The sequence below is a fragment of the Streptomyces sp. MA5143a genome (assembly GCF_900290235.1).
Classification (GTDB): Bacteria; Actinomycetota; Actinomycetes; order Streptomycetales; family Streptomycetaceae; genus Streptomyces.
Genome location: NZ_OLMK01000129.1, coordinates 1 through 16,011 on the forward strand (window position 1 = coordinate 1; position 16,011 = coordinate 16,011).

General features: G+C 69.7%; 15 protein-coding genes and 1 pseudogene. 10 read left to right on the plus strand and 6 right to left on the minus strand.

Features of this window, described 5'->3' with window-relative positions:
* Nucleotides 1-208 precede the first annotated feature (208 nt).
* On the minus strand, nt 209-1,222 hold the full coding sequence (locus SMA5143A_RS40330) for a LacI family DNA-binding transcriptional regulator (RefSeq protein ID WP_107467775.1): 1,014 nt from the start codon (nt 1,220-1,222) through the stop codon (nt 209-211).
* 317 nt (nt 1,223-1,539) lie between these two features.
* Here SMA5143A_RS40330 and SMA5143A_RS40335 point away from each other — a divergent pair, with 317 nt between their 5' ends.
* The 7 genes from SMA5143A_RS40335 to SMA5143A_RS40365 all read left to right on the plus strand — a co-directional run bounded on the left by SMA5143A_RS40335 (nt 1,540) and on the right by SMA5143A_RS40365 (nt 8,515).
* Nucleotides 1,540-2,850: an ABC transporter substrate-binding protein gene (locus SMA5143A_RS40335; protein ID WP_107467776.1), complete on the plus strand. Its 1,311-nt coding sequence runs from the start codon at nt 1,540-1,542 to the stop codon at nt 2,848-2,850.
* Between the two features lie 94 nt (nt 2,851-2,944).
* Nucleotides 2,945-3,931: a carbohydrate ABC transporter permease gene (locus SMA5143A_RS40340; protein ID WP_107467777.1), complete on the plus strand. Its 987-nt coding sequence runs from the start codon at nt 2,945-2,947 to the stop codon at nt 3,929-3,931.
* Between the two features lie 12 nt (nt 3,932-3,943).
* Nucleotides 3,944-4,861, plus strand: coding sequence for a carbohydrate ABC transporter permease (locus SMA5143A_RS40345; protein WP_107467778.1), 918 nt, complete (start codon nt 3,944-3,946; stop codon nt 4,859-4,861).
* A gap of 129 nt (nt 4,862-4,990) precedes the next feature.
* A complete protein-coding gene (locus tag SMA5143A_RS40350; protein WP_107467779.1) occupies nt 4,991-6,430 on the plus strand; it encodes a GH1 family beta-glucosidase in 1,440 nt (479 codons plus the stop codon).
* Nucleotides 6,431-6,654: 224 nt separating this feature from the next.
* Nucleotides 6,655-7,323 (plus strand): RNA polymerase sigma factor, encoded by a 669-nt coding sequence (locus SMA5143A_RS40355; RefSeq protein WP_258194022.1) that lies wholly within the window; start codon nt 6,655-6,657, stop codon nt 7,321-7,323.
* Entirely contained in the window at nt 7,320-7,916 is a 597-nt protein-coding gene (locus tag SMA5143A_RS40360) for a hypothetical protein (protein ID WP_107467781.1), read from the plus strand. The genes SMA5143A_RS40355 and SMA5143A_RS40360 overlap by 4 nt, the downstream gene beginning before the upstream one ends.
* A 197-nt stretch (nt 7,917-8,113) precedes the next feature.
* The gene (locus SMA5143A_RS40365) at nt 8,114-8,515 is read left to right on the plus strand and encodes a hypothetical protein (protein WP_181362261.1); all 402 of its coding nucleotides are present in this window, start codon (nt 8,114-8,116) and stop codon (nt 8,513-8,515) included.
* Between the two features lie 208 nt (nt 8,516-8,723).
* On the opposite strand, the gene SMA5143A_RS40370 is transcribed toward SMA5143A_RS40365, so the two are convergent.
* Together SMA5143A_RS40370 and SMA5143A_RS40375 are read right to left on the minus strand one after the other, a co-directional pair.
* Nucleotides 8,724-9,017, minus strand: coding sequence for a hypothetical protein (locus SMA5143A_RS40370; protein ID WP_107467782.1), 294 nt, complete (start codon nt 9,015-9,017; stop codon nt 8,724-8,726).
* 17 nt (nt 9,018-9,034) lie between these two features.
* On the minus strand, nt 9,035-10,099 hold the full coding sequence (locus SMA5143A_RS40375; RefSeq protein WP_308812069.1) for an amidohydrolase family protein: 1,065 nt from the start codon (nt 10,097-10,099) through the stop codon (nt 9,035-9,037).
* Between the two features lie 99 nt (nt 10,100-10,198).
* Here SMA5143A_RS40375 and SMA5143A_RS40380 point away from each other — a divergent pair.
* The 3 genes and pseudogenes from SMA5143A_RS40380 to SMA5143A_RS40390 all read left to right on the plus strand — a co-directional run bounded on the left by SMA5143A_RS40380 (nt 10,199) and on the right by SMA5143A_RS40390 (nt 14,444).
* Nucleotides 10,199-10,853: pseudogene (locus SMA5143A_RS40380) on the plus strand (hypothetical protein).
* Nucleotides 10,854-11,229: 376 nt separating this feature from the next.
* On the plus strand, nt 11,230-13,251 hold the full coding sequence (locus SMA5143A_RS40385) for a LodA/GoxA family CTQ-dependent oxidase (protein ID WP_107467784.1): 2,022 nt from the start codon (nt 11,230-11,232) through the stop codon (nt 13,249-13,251).
* The gene (locus SMA5143A_RS40390; RefSeq protein ID WP_107467785.1) at nt 13,248-14,444 is read left to right on the plus strand and encodes an NAD(P)/FAD-dependent oxidoreductase; all 1,197 of its coding nucleotides are present in this window, start codon (nt 13,248-13,250) and stop codon (nt 14,442-14,444) included. The genes SMA5143A_RS40385 and SMA5143A_RS40390 overlap by 4 nt, the downstream gene beginning before the upstream one ends.
* Nucleotides 14,445-14,727: 283 nt before the next feature.
* On the opposite strand, the gene SMA5143A_RS40395 is transcribed toward SMA5143A_RS40390, so the two are convergent.
* From SMA5143A_RS40395 to SMA5143A_RS40405, 3 genes are all read right to left on the minus strand, one after another.
* Nucleotides 14,728-15,216: a hypothetical protein gene (locus SMA5143A_RS40395; protein ID WP_107467786.1), complete on the minus strand. Its 489-nt coding sequence runs from the start codon at nt 15,214-15,216 to the stop codon at nt 14,728-14,730.
* 50 nt (nt 15,217-15,266) lie between these two features.
* Nucleotides 15,267-15,779, minus strand: coding sequence for a hypothetical protein (locus SMA5143A_RS40400; protein WP_107467787.1), 513 nt, complete (start codon nt 15,777-15,779; stop codon nt 15,267-15,269).
* Between the two features lie 14 nt (nt 15,780-15,793).
* Nucleotides 15,794-16,011, minus strand: a 218-nt coding sequence (locus SMA5143A_RS40405) for a transposase family protein (protein WP_146194042.1), incomplete at its 5' end; no start/stop codon positions are given.

Genomic DNA, 16,011 nt, shown 5'->3' on the forward strand with positions numbered 1-16,011 from the left:
GGCAGACGACGCTACTTTCGCAACGCGCCCTAGGGCTGCACTGCGAAGAGGTCTGCGGGCGGCAGGGCGACCCTCCTGCCGAGCTGACGCACCCTGCTCTGACGCCTCATCAGGCCTGGTCGAGGCCTCCCGCCGGGGCTTCGGTGACGAAGGCGCGCCAGGCCCGTGGGCCCCCTGCGGGACCTGCCGCGCTGAACGCGTGGGTCCGTTACGTGGACTCGCGCACCACCAGCTCGGTCGGCAGCGTGACCTGTCGCCGGGGCGCGCCGTGCTGGGTGATGTCGGTGAGGATGCGGGCCATCGTGCGACCGAGTTCCTCAACGGGCTGGCGCACCGTGGTCAGCGGCGGGTTGGTGTGGCGCGCGAGGACGGAGTCCTCGAATCCGGCGACGGCGACCTCGCCCGGCACCTGCCGCTTCTGCCGCTTCAGTTCGGTGAGGGCGCCGACGGCCATGAGGTCCGAGGCGGCGAAGACCGCGTCGAGGTCAGGGGCGCGTTCAAGAAGCGAACGCATCGCGCGAACACCGCTCTCCTCGGTGAAGTCTCCTTCCTCGACGAGCAGCTCGCTCGCGGACACGTTCGCCTCGCGGTGTGCGGTGTGCCAGCCGGCGAGCCGGTTGCGGCTGACGTCCATGTCCAAGGGGCCGGTGATGGTGGCCACGCGCCGCCGACCGCGTTCGAGCAGGTGCCGGACCGCCGCGGTGGCGCCTCCGGCGTTGTCGGCGTTCACGTAACTCAGCTGTTCGCCGGCGTCGCGGCGGCCCGCGAGCACGGTGGGCAGGCCCATCTCCTCGAGCATGCCGGGCAGTCGGTCCGTGGAGTGCACGGAGACCAGGAGCACGCCGTCCACACGGCGCGTCGCCACCGATTCGGTCAGCTGATCGCGTTCGGCCTGGTCACGGACGAGCATCAGCTGCAACTGGGTGCGGCTGTCGGCGAGGGCGCCGCTGACACCGCGGATGAGCGCGGCGAAGAAGGGCTCCGATCCCAGCCGGCTCTCGGACTCCGGGATCACCAGGGCCACGGCGTTGGTGCGGTTGGTCACCAGGCCCCGGGCGACCGAGTTGGGCACGTAGTTGAGTTCCTTGATCGCTGCGAGGACCCGGGCGCGGGCGTCGGCGCTGACGAGGTCGGAGCCGTTCACCACACGGGAGACGGTGGTGCGGCCCACACCGGCGCGGGCGGCGACCGTTTTGATCGTTGGGCGGCGGTTGCCGGACATGTGCTTCCCCCTCGGCGTCGCGCGGCGGTGCCTGCCGCGGAGGTGACCTGCGGCAATTCTTGCAGACCTGGCCCTCGGCACAGCACCCCGGGACACCGCGGCGCCGATCGTACAAGCCGCGCCCCCAGGACGAGTTGCGTTCAAGTCATTGACAGACCCGCCCTGCTCCGACGAGTCTTCGATGCGCGGTGGGAACGTGCCCACCCAGAGTTGGGCACGTTCCCACCGCCATCTGTCAGAGCCGCTGTCCGGCATCGCTGTAGCCATCGCAGAACTCGTCACTCCGATGTGCCGGCGCCGCCGCTGGGAGGAGATCCATGGGCACTTTCGGTTGGTCGCACAGAAGGGCGGTGGCGACGGTCGCGGCCGTCGGCGCGCTGACACTTGTCGTCGGCTGTAGTGGCAGCGACGACTCGGTCACCGGTGGGGGCAAGAAGGACGGCAAGGTCACCATCACCATGGGCCTGTTCGGGGTGATGGGCATCAAGGAGACGGGCCTTCTAGAGCAGTACGAGAAGGAGAACCCCGGGGTCGACATCAAGGCCGAGATCGCCGGTGACGAGCAGACCTACTACACCGCGTTGCAGACCAGGCTCGCCGCCGGCAAGGGCCTGAAGGACATCCAGGGCATCGAGATCGGGCGTGCCAAGGAGATCACCGAGACACAGGCCTCCAAGTTCGCCGACTTCGCCGGGACGTCGGGCACCGACCACTTCCTGCCGTGGAAGGAGTCCCAGATCACTACCGCGGACGGCAAGGTGCTGGGCCTGGGCACCGACATCGGCCCGATGGCCGTCTGCTACCGCAAGGACTACTTCGAGAAGGCGGGCCTGCCCACCGACCGCGACGAGGTCGCGGCGCTCTGGGCGGGCGACTGGAAGAAGTACGTCGAGGTCGGCCGCACCTTCAAGAAGGACTTCAAGGGTGACAAGGTCGCCTACATGGACGCGGCCAGCGGCCTGTTCAACGCCATGGTCTACGGCTACCCCGAGCAGTACTACGACGAGCAGGGCGAGTTGATCTACGACTCCAACCCCGCCGTCAAGGAGGCGTGGAACCTCGCCGCGGACGCAGCGGAGGACGGTCTGACGGCCAAGCTGCGCCAGTTCCAGCCCGGTTGGGACCCCGGTCTGGCCAACGGCACCTTCGCCACGGCCGTGTGCCCCGCGTGGATGCTCAGCCACATCAGCGAGAAGGCCGGTGCGGCGAACAAGGGCAAGTGGGACGTGGCCAAGGCCCCCAAGGGCGCCAACTGGGGTGGGTCCTTCCTCGGCGTGGTCGAGCAGAGCCCGGTGAAGGAGGAGGCCAAGAAGCTCGTCGCCTGGCTGACCGCGCCGGAGCAGCAGGCCCACATCTTCAAGGAGATCGGCAACATCCCTTCCTCGCGCGAGGCGTTGGAGAGCGCCGACGTGAAGAACGCCAAGTCGGCGTACTTCAGTGACGCGCCGATCGGCGAGATCTTCGGCGCCGCCGCCCAGGAGATACCGGACAAGCAGGTCCTCGGCCGCAAGGACGGCACGATCAAGGACACCTTCTCCCAGGGCCTCACCCTGATCGAGCAGCAGGGCACCGCGCGGGACAAGGCATGGAAGACCACCGCGGAGCGCATCGAGAAGGCGGTCGGCTGACCTCCTTCCGTCCGGCCGTGGCCGTCCGGGCCCGCCCTTCGGCGGCGGGCCCGGACGGCCGGCTCACCCATCCGCTCTCAGGAAGGATCCTCCGGTGGCCACCTCCACCACCACGGCCCCGGCCGGGAAAGGACCCGCCGGGCACTCCCCGGACAAGGGCCCGGCCCGGCGGCGCGGCGCGCTCCTGCACCGCCTCGACCTCAAGGGCGCCCCGTACGCGTTCGTCGCGCCGTTCTTCGTGGTCTTCGCCGCGTTCAGCTTCTACCCCCTGCTCTACACGTCGTGGATCTCGCTGCACGACGTGGAACTCGCCACCCTCGACGTCATGCAGTGGGTGGCGTTCGACAACTACGTGGAGCTGTGGGGCGATTCCCGGTTCTGGAACGCGCTCCAGAACACGATCACCATCGGTGTCATCTCCACGGTGCCGCAACTGCTGATGGCCCTGGGACTGGCGCACCTGCTCAACTACCGCATGCGGGCCTCGCTGTTCTTCCGCGTCGCCTCCCTGGTCCCCTACGCCACCTCGGTCGCCGCCGCGGCCCTCGTCTTCACGATGCTCTTCGAACGCGACTTCGGCATGATCAACTGGGCGCTCGGCACGGTGGGGATCGACCACCTGGACTGGGAGGGCGGCAAGTGGCCCGCCCAGATCGCGATCTCCACCATCGTCATCTGGCGCTGGACCGGTTACAACGCGCTGCTGTACCTGGCCGCCATGCAGGCCATCCCCGCCGACCGGTACGAGGCGGCCTCCCTGGACGGCGCCTCCCGCTGGAAGCAGTTCACGCACGTCACGGTGCCCGGGATCCGCTCCACCATCGTCTTCACCATCGTGCTCTCCACGATCGGCGCCACCCAGCTGTTCGGCGAACCGCTGATCTTCGGCCAGGGACCGAACGGCATCACCGGCGGCGCGGACAACCAGTACCAGACGCTGGGCCTGCTGCTGTACGAGGAGGGCTGGAAGAACTACCAGATGGGCCGCTCGGCCACCGTCGCCTGGGCGATGTTCCTGCTGCTCGTCCTCGTCTCCCTCGTGCAGCGCCTCGTCAAGCGCCTGCGCTCCGGCACGTCCTGACCTGGAGTCACCATGACCACTCAGAGTCTCCCGGCCCGGACCGGCAGCGCGGTCCGCACCTCCCGGAAGCCCGCCGGCCGCGGTGGCCGGCTGCTGCGCCAGCGAGCGGGCCGCCAGCACCACGCCGGCCCGCTGGCCTATGTGCTGCTCGCCGTGATGGCGCTGCTGTCGATCTTCCCGCTGTACTGGACGATGGTGGCGGCCTCCACCGACAACACCCGGGTCAGCCAGACACCGCCGCCCTTCCTGCCCGGGCCGAACCTGTTCAGCAACCTCGCCCGGGCCTGGGACGAGGCGGCGATGGGCAAGGCCATGGTCAACAGCCTCATCGTGGCCGGGGTGATCGCCCTGTCCACGGTCATGTTCGCCACGCTCGCCGGGTTCGCGTTCGCCAAGCTGCGGTTCAAGGGCCGCAACGCGCTGCTCATGCTGGTGATCGGCACGATGCTGGTGCCGCCGCAGCTCGGTGTCGTACCGCTGTTCATGATGATGGCCGAGCTGGGCTGGTCCCAGCAGCTGCCCGCCGTCATCTTCCCGACGCTGGTGAGCGCGGTGGGGGTGTTCTTCATGCGGCAGTACCTGTCGGAGGCGCTGCCGGACGAACTCGTCGAGGCCGGACGCGTGGACGGGGCCCACTCGCTGCGGATCTTCTGGAGCATCGTGCTGCCCGTCGCCCGGCCCGCGATGGCCGTCCTGTTCATGATCACGTTCGTGCACGCCTGGAACGACTTCTTCTGGCCGTTCGTGGTCCTCGACATGACCAACCCGACCGTCCCCGTCGCCCTCACCCAGCTCAGCGCGGGCTACGTCCGCGACCAGTCGCTGATCATGGCCGGCGCGCTGCTGGGCACGCTGCCGCTGCTGGCGATGTTCATCGTCTTCGGCCGGCAGATCGTCAGCGGCATCATGGCGGGCGCCGTGAAGGGCTGACCCGCTCCCGCGCGCCCCCGAACAGCCGAGCCCCGCCCCCTCGCCCGGCCGGCGCGCCCCGGAACCCACCGCGCCGGGTGCCACCCGCCGCACCCGCGCACACCACCATCCCCCCTCGAAAGGACTTACGTGGTCACCGCAGCACAGCAGAGCCGGTCCGCCCCGGACGCCGCACGCACCTTCCCCCGGGGTTTCCTCTGGGGCTCCGCGACCGCCTCCTACCAGATCGAGGGGGCCGCCGCGGAGGACGGCCGTACACCGTCCATCTGGGACACCTACGCCCGCACCCCCGGCCGGGTCCGTAACGGCGACACCGGTGACATCGCCACCGACCACTACCACCGCTGGAACGAGGACGTCGCCCTGATGGCCGAACTCGGTCTGGGCGCCTACCGTTTCTCCCTCGCCTGGCCCCGGATCCAGCCCACCGGCCGCGGCCCGGCCGTACAGAAGGGTCTGGACTTCTACCGGCGGCTGGTCGACGCGCTGCTGGAGAAGAACATCCAGCCCGTCGCGACCCTCTACCACTGGGACCTGCCCCAGGAACTGGAGGACGCGGGCGGCTGGCCCGAACGGGCCACGGCGGAGCGGTTCGCCGAGTACGCGGCCCTCGCGGCGGACGCCCTCGGCGACCGGGTGAAGACCTGGACCACCCTCAACGAACCCTGGTGCAGCTCCTTCCTGGGCTACGGCTCGGGCGTGCACGCCCCCGGCCGCACCGACCCGGTCGCCGCCCTGCGCGCCGCCCACCACCTCAACCTGGGCCACGGCCTGGCCGTCCAGGCACTGCGCGACCGCCTGCGAGCAGACGCTCAGGTCTCGGTCACGCTCAATATCCACCATGTGCGCCCGCTCACCGACTCGGACGGCGACGCCGACGCGGTCCGCCGGATCGACGCCCTCGCCAACCGGGTCTTCACCGGCCCGATGCTGAACGGCGCCTACCCGGAGGACCTGCTCAAGGACACCGCCGAACTGACCGACTGGTCCTTCCTCCAGGACGGAGACCTGCGCACCATCCACCAGCCGCTGGACTTCCTGGGCGTCAACTACTACAGCCCCACCCTGGTCTCCGAGGCCGACGGCAGCGGCACCCACACCTCCGACGGACACGGCAACAGCGCCCACAGCCCCTGGCCGGCCGCCGACCGGGTCGTCTTCCACCAGCCGCCCGGCGAGACCACCGCCATGGGGTGGGCCGTCGACCCCAGCGGGCTGTACGACCTGCTGCGCCGTCTCTCCGTCGACTTCCCCCGGCTGCCACTGGTCATCACCGAGAACGGTGCCGCCTTCGACGACTACGCTGACCCGGCCGGCCAGGTCAACGACCCCGCCCGCATCGCCTACGTACGCGGGCACCTGGCCGCCGTCCACCAGGCGATCCTGGACGGTTCGGACGTGCGCGGCTACTTCTTGTGGTCCTTGCTGGACAACTTCGAGTGGGCCCACGGCTACAGCAAGCGCTTCGGCGCCGTGTACGTCGACTACCCGACCGGCACCCGCATCCCCAAGGCCAGCGCCCGCTGGTACGCCGAGGTCGCCCGTACCGGCGTGCTGCCCGGCGCCTGACCGGGCCGGTGCGGCACACACAGCATCCCCGCGTGGTGTGCCGCACCAGGGGACCGCCCCCCGCCCCCGCGAGAGCGCGGGCTGGGGGCGGACCCGTGCCGGGCGCCCGGTGCGTGTGAACGACAGCAGGGGCCGTCCGTACGGCGCGTCGCTGCGTACACCGGAGCGTTCGAACGACAGTGAAAGGATTCCCTCTGTGCCGGACAGGGCAGGGCGTGGAATCCATGAAGGAAAAGAGGGCAGCCCGGGATCAGCGGGCCGAGCGGGCCCGCTTCGAGGCGCTGGCGCACGTCGTGGCGGAGCCCCTGCACCGCTACCTGCTGCGCCGGGCAGACCCCGACCAGGTGGACGACGTCCTCTCGGACACGCTGCTCGTCCTGTGGCGGCGGATCGAGGACGTACCGGGTCTGGAACCGGAAGCGGAATCGAAACGTACGGCGCCGGCGGGACACTTCCCTGACCCCGATGCCGTACTGCCCTGGTGCTACGGCGTAGCCCGCGGCTGCCTGGCCAACGCCCGACGCGCGGAGCGCCGCAGACGCTCCCTTCTGGAACGCCTGACGTGGACGGCGGGCACGGCGAGCACCGCGACCGGGGTGGCGCGGTCCGATGCCGACCACTCCCACCTGCACGCGGCCCTCGCTCAACTCCGCCCGCTGGAACGGGAGATCCTCCTGCTGTGGGCGTACGAGGAGCTGACACCGAGCCGGATCGCCGAGGTCACCGGGCTGAGCGCGAACGCGGTGAGCATCCGGCTGCACCGGGCCAAGAAGAAACTGGCGGCACGACTGGAGCGAAAGACCGGGCCGCGCCCCGGACATGAGACGGACGAAGGAACCGGAATCCGAACCGTAACCGGAACCGGAACCAGGAAAGGAAGGAGCAGTCGGTGAACGACCACGAGTTGCTGGCCCAGCTGAAGGCCGCGGACCCGGCACTGATCTCGAAGGCTCCGCGACCTGACGTCCCCCGTCTTGTGGAGGCCACGATGAACACGACTACCCCTACGACGGTCACGACCGAGAAGACCGCGCCGCGCCGCCTCCTCGTCCCGGCCCTGGCTTTCACGGCACTGCTGCTGGTGGGAGGCGGGATCAGCTGGGCCCCCGGGCAGGGCGCGGACGGCGACACGCAGGACAAGCCCGACCTCGCCATGACCCTGCGTCTGGCGCCCGGCGAGGCGGCGGCGATGTGCTCCGCACCCACCCCCGGGCGCCTGCGCCAGAACGAACTCGCCTTCGAGGGCACCGTGACCGCCAAGCAGAGCGACTACGTAAGCCTCGAGGTCGACCACTGGTACCGGGCCCCCGCCAACCGCTCCACCACCACGGTCCGCCTCACCCAGGACGAGCCCAACTCGGAGGCCACCTTCTTCCAGGTCGGCGCCCACTACCTGGTGACCGCCGACAACGGGACCGTCCCGATCTGCGGCGGCACCACCATGGCCACGGACGAGACGAGGGGGATGTTCCGCGAGGCCTTCTGAGCCGGCGGGCGGCCGGGATCGTCCCAGTCCCACATCCACCGGTCAGCACAGGTCCTGGTCCGCGTCCGAGGCCGGGTCCTGTGTCTGCTCCCAGTCCTGGTCCTGGCCGTCGCTCCGGCTCGGTTCCGGCTCGGGCTCTGGTCGCGTATGCGCCGTGGCCGTCGGTCGATCGTCACCCTGTGTCGGTGCTCTGCGGCATGATGACCGGCGTGAACACCGAGATACTGATAGGCGTCTGGCAGCGGCTCCTCGCTGACCCTCGCAAGTCGTGGGTGCTGTTCGAGCACGGCACTTGTGTCGTGCTGACCGCTCCGGAAGGGGAGCTTGCCGAACAGGCCACCGACCTCCTGAGGAAGTTTGGCCCCGTGCATGCCGGGTCTCCGGCAGGAGACTTCGGGGTGATCGACCTCAAGGACGTCGAGGGATGGGTCGTCACCGGCCATCACAACGACGTCCTTACCTATGTCGGCCCCGACGAGCCTCAGGATCAATCGCAGATCGCTGTCGGGCTGTTCGGACGTTCCAAGCGCCATCGGGACGGCACCGAGCTTCACGTCGTCCACGTTGAGGACAACCGAGACTCAGCGAACCCGGCCTAAGATTCGCGTTTCATCGCTGCCCTCAACTCCCGTGCATGGGCGGGCACTAGGTGTATCGACCCGCAGGTAGGCCCACTCGTCGATGTCGGTCAGGACGCGTTCCATGCGGGAGAGCGCAGACGCCAGATCACGCACACCATCCCCGGACCGCAGGACCAGCGGGCCAACCGCACACGCCCGCGGCTCCGGGACTGAGCCGGCTGCCGTCTCAGTCTCCGAGGAACCACAGGTACAGGCCCTGGCCGTCGAGAACCACCTGCCCCAACTCCATCAACTCGCGCGCGAACTCATTAGTCAGCACGCCTTCAGGCAGCCGCGGTACCTCCTCCAGCAGGGTGGACACCTGCCGGTGGTTGAAAACGGTGTCCGCGTACGGCAGCAGGTGTCCCAGCATTGGGAACACTGACTGATCAAGAACAGCCAGCTCAGGACCCCAGACCACACCGTGCTTCGCGTGGGCCTCGATCGTGCCGTTCTCGCCTCGGACCTGGAGGTTGATCACGGTCAGACCTTATGGCCTCATGATCCGCCGGACCGAACCTGGGCGCGTCTCAGTGTGGGCATGAGGCGGAGCGCGTTGTCGCGGTTGACGCCACGACGTTGGCGGTTGGTGAGGACGGGGTCGGTCTCGATGGCCGGCACCGTGAAGGTGGTGATGATGTCGGCGGAGGCGGCCGGCCAGTCGGTTCCGAAGAGGATGCGGTCGGCTCCGGCGGTGGCTACCAGGGTGCCCGAGGGGGCCATGGGGCCCGCCGTGTCGTAGTAGAAGCGATGGAGATAGTCCCGTGTAAGGGCAGCATCGAGGGGTGGGGTGCAGAACGCGCCGAAGGCCTCCATGCGGGTGGCGATCTGAGGGAGGAATCCGCCGGCGTGTGGGAGGACGACTGACAGGTGCGGGTGGCGGTCGAGTGTCTTGGTGCGGATCAGGTTCACGGCGGCACGCGTGGTGTCCAGCAGGAAATCGCACATGAAGTTCGGGATTCCGGGGACGGTGGGCACGCCGGGTGGTCCGCCCGGGAGGTCGAGCGGGTGGGTGAAAAGGACTGCGGCGCGCTCGTCGAGTTCCGCGAGGAAGCGGTCGTACGAGGGATCACCGAGGTAGACACCGTTGTAGTTGGCTTTCACGCTGACTCCCACGGCACCGAGCTCGTCGAAGGCGCGTCGCAGAGCCCACGAGGTCACCTCGGGATAGTCCAGGACAGCAGGGTCGAGAATGGCGAATCGGTTCGGGTGCAGGGCCACCAGGTCGGCCAGCGCCTCGAAGACGACGGTGAGACCTTCCCTGGCCTGCGCCGCGGAGCGGTACCGGTCCTGCATGGTCGGGTTGAGGACCGCGGTTGCGATTCCCACCCGGTCCATCAGTTCCAGAGTGGAGTCCAGATCCCAACGCGCCCACCACGGCAACTCCTGCCGCCGCACCAGGCCCTCCCGCTCGGCCCAGTCGACCCATGCCGGAGCGGTGAAATGGTGGTGGACGTCAATCCTTGCCCGGGCGGCGTCATCACCGCTCCACGAGTCCCGCAGCACCGCTTCCTCCCCGGCCAGAGCATGGGACCTGCCCGTGGCAGCAATGGTGGTCGCCACCGCCCCACCATTGATCAGCAGACTGCGCCGACTCACGGCACTGGTCGATTCCGGCATCCGCGTATCCCATCCGTAGCGCCGTCAGCTTGTCGCACCACGATGGCCCGGCGAGGGGTCCGAGATCAGCATGGCGTGCCCTGTTCGAAGCCGGTTACCTCGGACGGACGCGTGCGATGGGCAGGGCCCTCGCTGGTTCCCGCTGCCGTCCGGCTCAGGACGCTTGGCGAAGATGTTCCTGTGCGTGCTGTAGCCGCTTGCGATCTGCCCCTCGATGTGAGGATGGTCGGCCACGGGGTGGGCGTCGCGGCCGCGCTGGAGCCGGATGTGATCACCCTGGTCGGCGGCCTCAACGACACGCTCCGGCCCAAGTTCGACTTGGGCCGGGTGCGGCGCCTGCCTGGAGGAGGCCGGGGAGCGCCTCGCGCACTCCTGCAAGCAGCTCGTCCTGATGCGCAACCCGGGCCGCCAGGGCCCCGCCCTGGAGCGGTTCCGGCCCCACATGGAGGAACCGTTCTCCTGCGTCGACTGGCTGGCCGACCGGCACGGCGCCCTCGCCGTCGACCTGCACGGCGCGCCGTCGCTCTCCGACCCCCGTACATCCTCCGGCGTCTCACCGGCCGCTCCCCGGGGAGACGGCCGGTCAGGCGCCCGGTTCAGCGCTGAACCGGGCCAAGCCTTCTGGGTCACCCCTGCGGACCGCACCGGCCCCGGACCGGTGACGGACTTGCGCCGGATGCACCGGGTGGAGCCCTGACCCGGAGCCTTCCCGCACCTCGCCCGCGCTTGTTGTTGCGGGACGTCACGGGTGAGCTCAGACTTGTCGCGGAGGAAGAGCCTCAGTGCGCGCGTGACCGCCGTACCGGTGCCAACTTTCGCCCTGACGCGCGGCCGGAAGCCCGAGGGCAGGCGCGGTGAGCTGATCGAGACCGTGCCCCGTGAGCTCCGGTGATCTCCTCAGGTGCGGCCACACACCTGCGACCGGGGCGAACTCGCGCGTGCACGGCAGCAGTTTGTAGAAGGCCAGTGATGATCGGACGTCGATCAGCTCCTGCGCGGTGTGACCCCCAGGCGGAATTGCCCGTCTTACGTGCGAGACCGCATCCCGACGGTCCGCAACGGAAGGTTCTTCGATGGACAGTCAGATCGTGAAGGTGAAGATTCACCCCGCCATCGGTGTCGCCCGGGTCGGCAACAGTGTCGAAGCGCCCTTCATCGGCCCGGAATCACCAGACCAGAAACCGGCGGACCCCGGCTCCTACAAGGACGCTTCCGGTGCGCTCCGCAGGCAGGCCGCACGGTTCCGTGTGTACGGCTACAACGCCGCGGGCGAGGTCGTGAGGGAGCTGAAGCCGGGCGTCGAGGGTGTCTCCGAGATCCAGTGGACGGTGCACCTGGCCAACAAGAAGGCCGCCTGGTACCAGTTCCATCTCGCGCTGGACATACCCGAGGGCAAGACGCTCGCGGCGGAGCAGTACGCCCTGCGCAACGCCGACGTGGTGGGCGCCGAGCGGAAGAAGCTGGTCAACGACCCCGGAAGCCGCACGGTCCGCGGCTCGAAGACCGAGACGCAGAAGTTCGACACCGGCAAGATCATGGGCAAGGCGGTGTACCTCGGCGAGATCTCCACGCGTTCCGACGGCCGCCTGGTGGTGCTCGGTGGCCGGGGCAACTCCGCCTCCTACAAGAACCAGCCGATCACCGGGGTCGCCAACAACAACACCTGGTACGACGACGTGTCCGACGGCCCGGTGACGGCGAAGGTCAGTATCGACGGCAAGGATCTGACCGCCGCTCCGGCCTGGGTCGTGGTGGGGCCTCCGCACTACGCCCCCGGCGTGAAGTCCGTCCGCACCCTCCACGACCTGCTCTTCGACGTCTTCGTCCAGGCCGGTTCACTGACCCGCCCCCAGCAGATCTCGTACACCGACCACATCGAGCCGATCCTGCGCCGCTTCTGCGATCTGCAGTGGGTCAACCACGGCTTCGCGGCACAATTCGGCTGGAACGGCCCCCACTTCTTCCTCTCGCCGGCCATGCGGAAGCGGCTCGCCGATCCGTCCGACCGCAACCGGGAACTGCGCCGCCAGACGTACGCCGCCCTGCGCGACTACGACCGGGACGGGAAGTCCCCGCAGCCGTGGCCGTGGATCTACGGCGACGCCATGGCCAGCAAGCCCAAGTCCGTGCGTCAGCACCTGGTGCTGTCCCCGACCCAGGACTGGATGCTGCAGCGCTGGGCGGACGGGGCGTTCCGGGCCGGAACCCTGCGGCAGCCGCGCCCCACGGTCGACGACGCCCCTGTCGGCGAGCAGCCGGCGCTGCTGGACCGGGCGGCCCTGGAGAACTGCGCCGCCGACGCGTTCCACCCGGGGTGCGAGGTCACCTGGCCGATCAGGCACGCGAGCATGTTCAGTGAACCCTTCCGCATCCGGCACCGCGCCACCGGCACCGCGGAGCCCGACTACGGGCCCACCCTCACGGCCCAGGAGGCGGTCGCCGCCAACGGGCCCCTGCACGCACAGGGGCCCGGAGACCTCACTCGCTGGATGGCCGCCCCCTGGCAGGCGGACACCGCGAGCTGCCGCTCCGGCTACGAGGAGCTGGCCAACCTGGGGCCCCGCTACAGCCCCTACCTGCCGACCTTCTGGCCCGCCCAGGTACCCAACCATGTCCTCAAGCTGGAGGACTTCGAGAAGGTCAACACGCCGCCGGCCGGGACCGACGACAGCGCGCGGGAGGAGGCGTTCGAGCGGCGGGCGACCTGGCTGCGCGGCCTCAGCGGCACCATGAACCAACAGCGCACACAGATGATCAAGGACTGGTCCAAACTCGGCATCGTCGAGGTGCGCGACTACACCGTCGGCGACGGGAAGTTCCCGGACCGGATCCTGGTGGAGTCGCGCCCGGGACAACCGCTCGATCAGGCACCGGACACGGCGAACCTCGTCAACCTGCACGTGCCCGAGGCGGGGCCGCACGTGATGTCCGCGGCGGCGGGCATCCGGCCCGAAGGAGGGCTCTCCCCCGAGGCCGCCGAGGCTGAGTCCGCGGCTCGGGCGATCGGCGAGGCCGCCAGGGCGACCGGCTACCGCGAGGAGGAGATCACCGCCGGATATCTGGAGATACTCGACCCCTTCCGCGACGCGCGGTGAGCGCCGCACTCGCTCCCGGCACGGACACCTACGACGTGGTGGTGGCGGGCGGCGGCCCGGCCGGCTGCGCCGCCGCGCTCGTGCTCGCGCGTGCCGGCCGTACGGTTCTACTGGCCGACGCCGGCACTGGTCCGCCCAAGGTCGGCGAGACGCTCGTGCCCGCCGCGCGGGTTCTGCTCGGCGACCTCGGCGTCGCCGAGCGTGTTCTCGACTCCGGGCATCTGCCCTGCTACGGCAGCCTCTCGGCGTGGGGTTCGGCCGACTTGCACGCCGTGGACTTCATCAACGACCCGCACGGCCACGGCTGGCACCTCGACCGGCGGTTGTTCGACCGGCGTCTGCGTGACGCCTCGCGCGCGGCGGGGGCCGAGGTCGCCGAGGGCTCGGCCGTCCGCGACACCGCGCGGACACCGGACGGTGGCTGGACCCTGATCCTGCGCGGCGGCACCGGCCCTGCCGGTGCCCGGTCCGGTGGAGAGCGGACGGTGCGCTGCCGCTGGGTGATCGACGCCACCGGCCGCGCCGCCGCGATCGCCGTCCGGTGCGGGGCCCGGCGGCGGGTCGCGGACCGGCTCACCGCTCTGTACGTGCCCCTGGAGGTAGACCCGCTGGACACCGACCGCCGTTCCCTCGTCGAGTCCGACGAGGACGGCTGGTGGTACACCGCCCCGCAGCCCTCCGGCGGGCGACTGGTCGCCTACTTCACCGACGCCGATCTGCCCGCCGCTTCCCACACCGCACGCCACTTCCACCGACGGATGACGGCCACCCGCCACGTGTCCCGATGGGTCCACCGGGACGGACCCCCGCCCACGTCACCTGCCGCGCCCCGCCGGGCCGCCGCGCACACAGCGCACCTGGACACGGTGTACGGGGACGGCTGGGCCGCCGCCGGGGACGCGGCGGTCGCGTTCGACCCGCTCTCCTCCCAGGGCGTGCTGACCGCTCTCTACACCGGGCTGGGCGCGGGCCTGGCCGTCGACACCCGCCTGGGTCACGCCCGCTCCGGCGCGGACTCGGCTCTCGCCGCGTACGCGGACAAGGTCGCGGCCGCACGGAGCGCGTATCTGCGCGGCCACCGTGTCATCCACGCCCAGGAGGCCCGCTGGACCGACCGCTCCTTCTGGGCTCGGCGCCAGGCCGACCTCCCCGACTCGTCCATCCGACCGCAGAAAGCGCCCAGCACGTCATGAACACGGAACGGCCCAGAGTCGTCGCCGAGATCGACTGGACGGTGCGGCAGCGAAGGCACTCGGCTGGACGGCGCCTTCCGGCCGACGCCGACGTCATTCCTCCTCGGCGGTCAGCCCCACCTGAGCCAACTCGCCGTCCAGCTTGCCGAGTCGAAGGTGCCCGGGGCCGGTGAAGACACGATGAGTCAGGCCGTGCGGCAAAGGTATTGCGTCACGACAACAGCCGACCCGCACGGCCCTCTTCACATAAGTCGCGTCCCACGACAGTGGCGCGCAGGGGACATCAACTCGTCGTCCGACTCTCGCGATTGGGGCGAGGTGGGCGGCCGAGGATGTCGAGCGCGCCCACGGCCGCACGGACATGGGCCGAGTCGCGACGCAACCGCTCTCCCGCGCACCACCAGGACAGCTGTCCGTCCGCATCCCGCGGATGCATGCCCAGGCCGTGCTCGGCGCACAGGGGCCACGCCTGCCACAGACACTCGGTGACGGTCTCCTGCGCGGCATCGACGACGACCGCCAGCGCAGAGGCAGGGTCGTTCGCCGAGTCCGGGTACAGGTAATCGCCGTGCCACTCGCCGTTGGCCAGAGCGACGTAGACGTTCTCCGGCTCGTCCGCACCGTACGGCGGAAGGGCCAGCAGTTGCAGGGGTTCCTGCTCGGGAAGGGTCACCGCCAGGTCCCGGTTGAGGAGGGCGAGAGCCCGGTCCCACTCGGGGTACTCGCCCGGCGAGACGCGACGGGGCTCGGGGTGGTCGAAATGAGCGCGCATGGGCGCCATCCTCCACCACCCAGCAACAACCCACATCGCCCACCACGTCGTCAGAAGGCGGCAGCGGCCACCGCCTCGGTTTCCGGCAACAGATCCTTGCTCTCCTGGATCAACCTCTCGTACGTGCGCCCGTGGTCCCCGCTTTCGAGAGCGAACCGCAGGAGCGAGCCGGACCAGTTGTCGAAGAGCGAGAACGTGCGGTCCACCATCCGCATGGCTTCCTCGCGCTGTGCGTCGTCGAGGGACGGCAGGCTTTTCTCTTCCACCTCGGGCGACTTTATGCTGTGCGACGCCTCTGCCATGTAATGCTTCGTGCCGAAGAACTCACATTCGCGACCGTCCCGCAGGGCGATTCCCCGGCAGTGGGTGAAGATGGTGAGGGAGACGGCCTCGATGGACTCGACCATCGCGAAAACGGCGTACGTGGGGGCGCCCGCGGCGAGCGCGGCCAGCTCCAGGCAGAGACGTCGAGAGTGGCTGAAGTCCGCGCTCCACAGGACCCGCGTGGCGTCCGACAGGGGCATGGTGCTGTCGGCCCCCAGCTTCTCCAGGTCGGTCAGCATCCACTGAGCCGTTTTCAACCTTGGTTCGAGCAGGTCAGGTGGAGGGTGAGGACGGCCTGAACAAGGCTGGTGATGCGATTGGTGCTGCACCGCAGCTTGCGTAGAAGTCGCCACGTCTTTAGCGTGGCCATGGCCTGCTCGCCCAGTGCCCGGATTTTGGCATGGGCGCGGTTGACCGCCTGCTGGCCTGCGGAGAGCTTCTCCCAGCGACCGCGGTAGGGCACGCGGATGG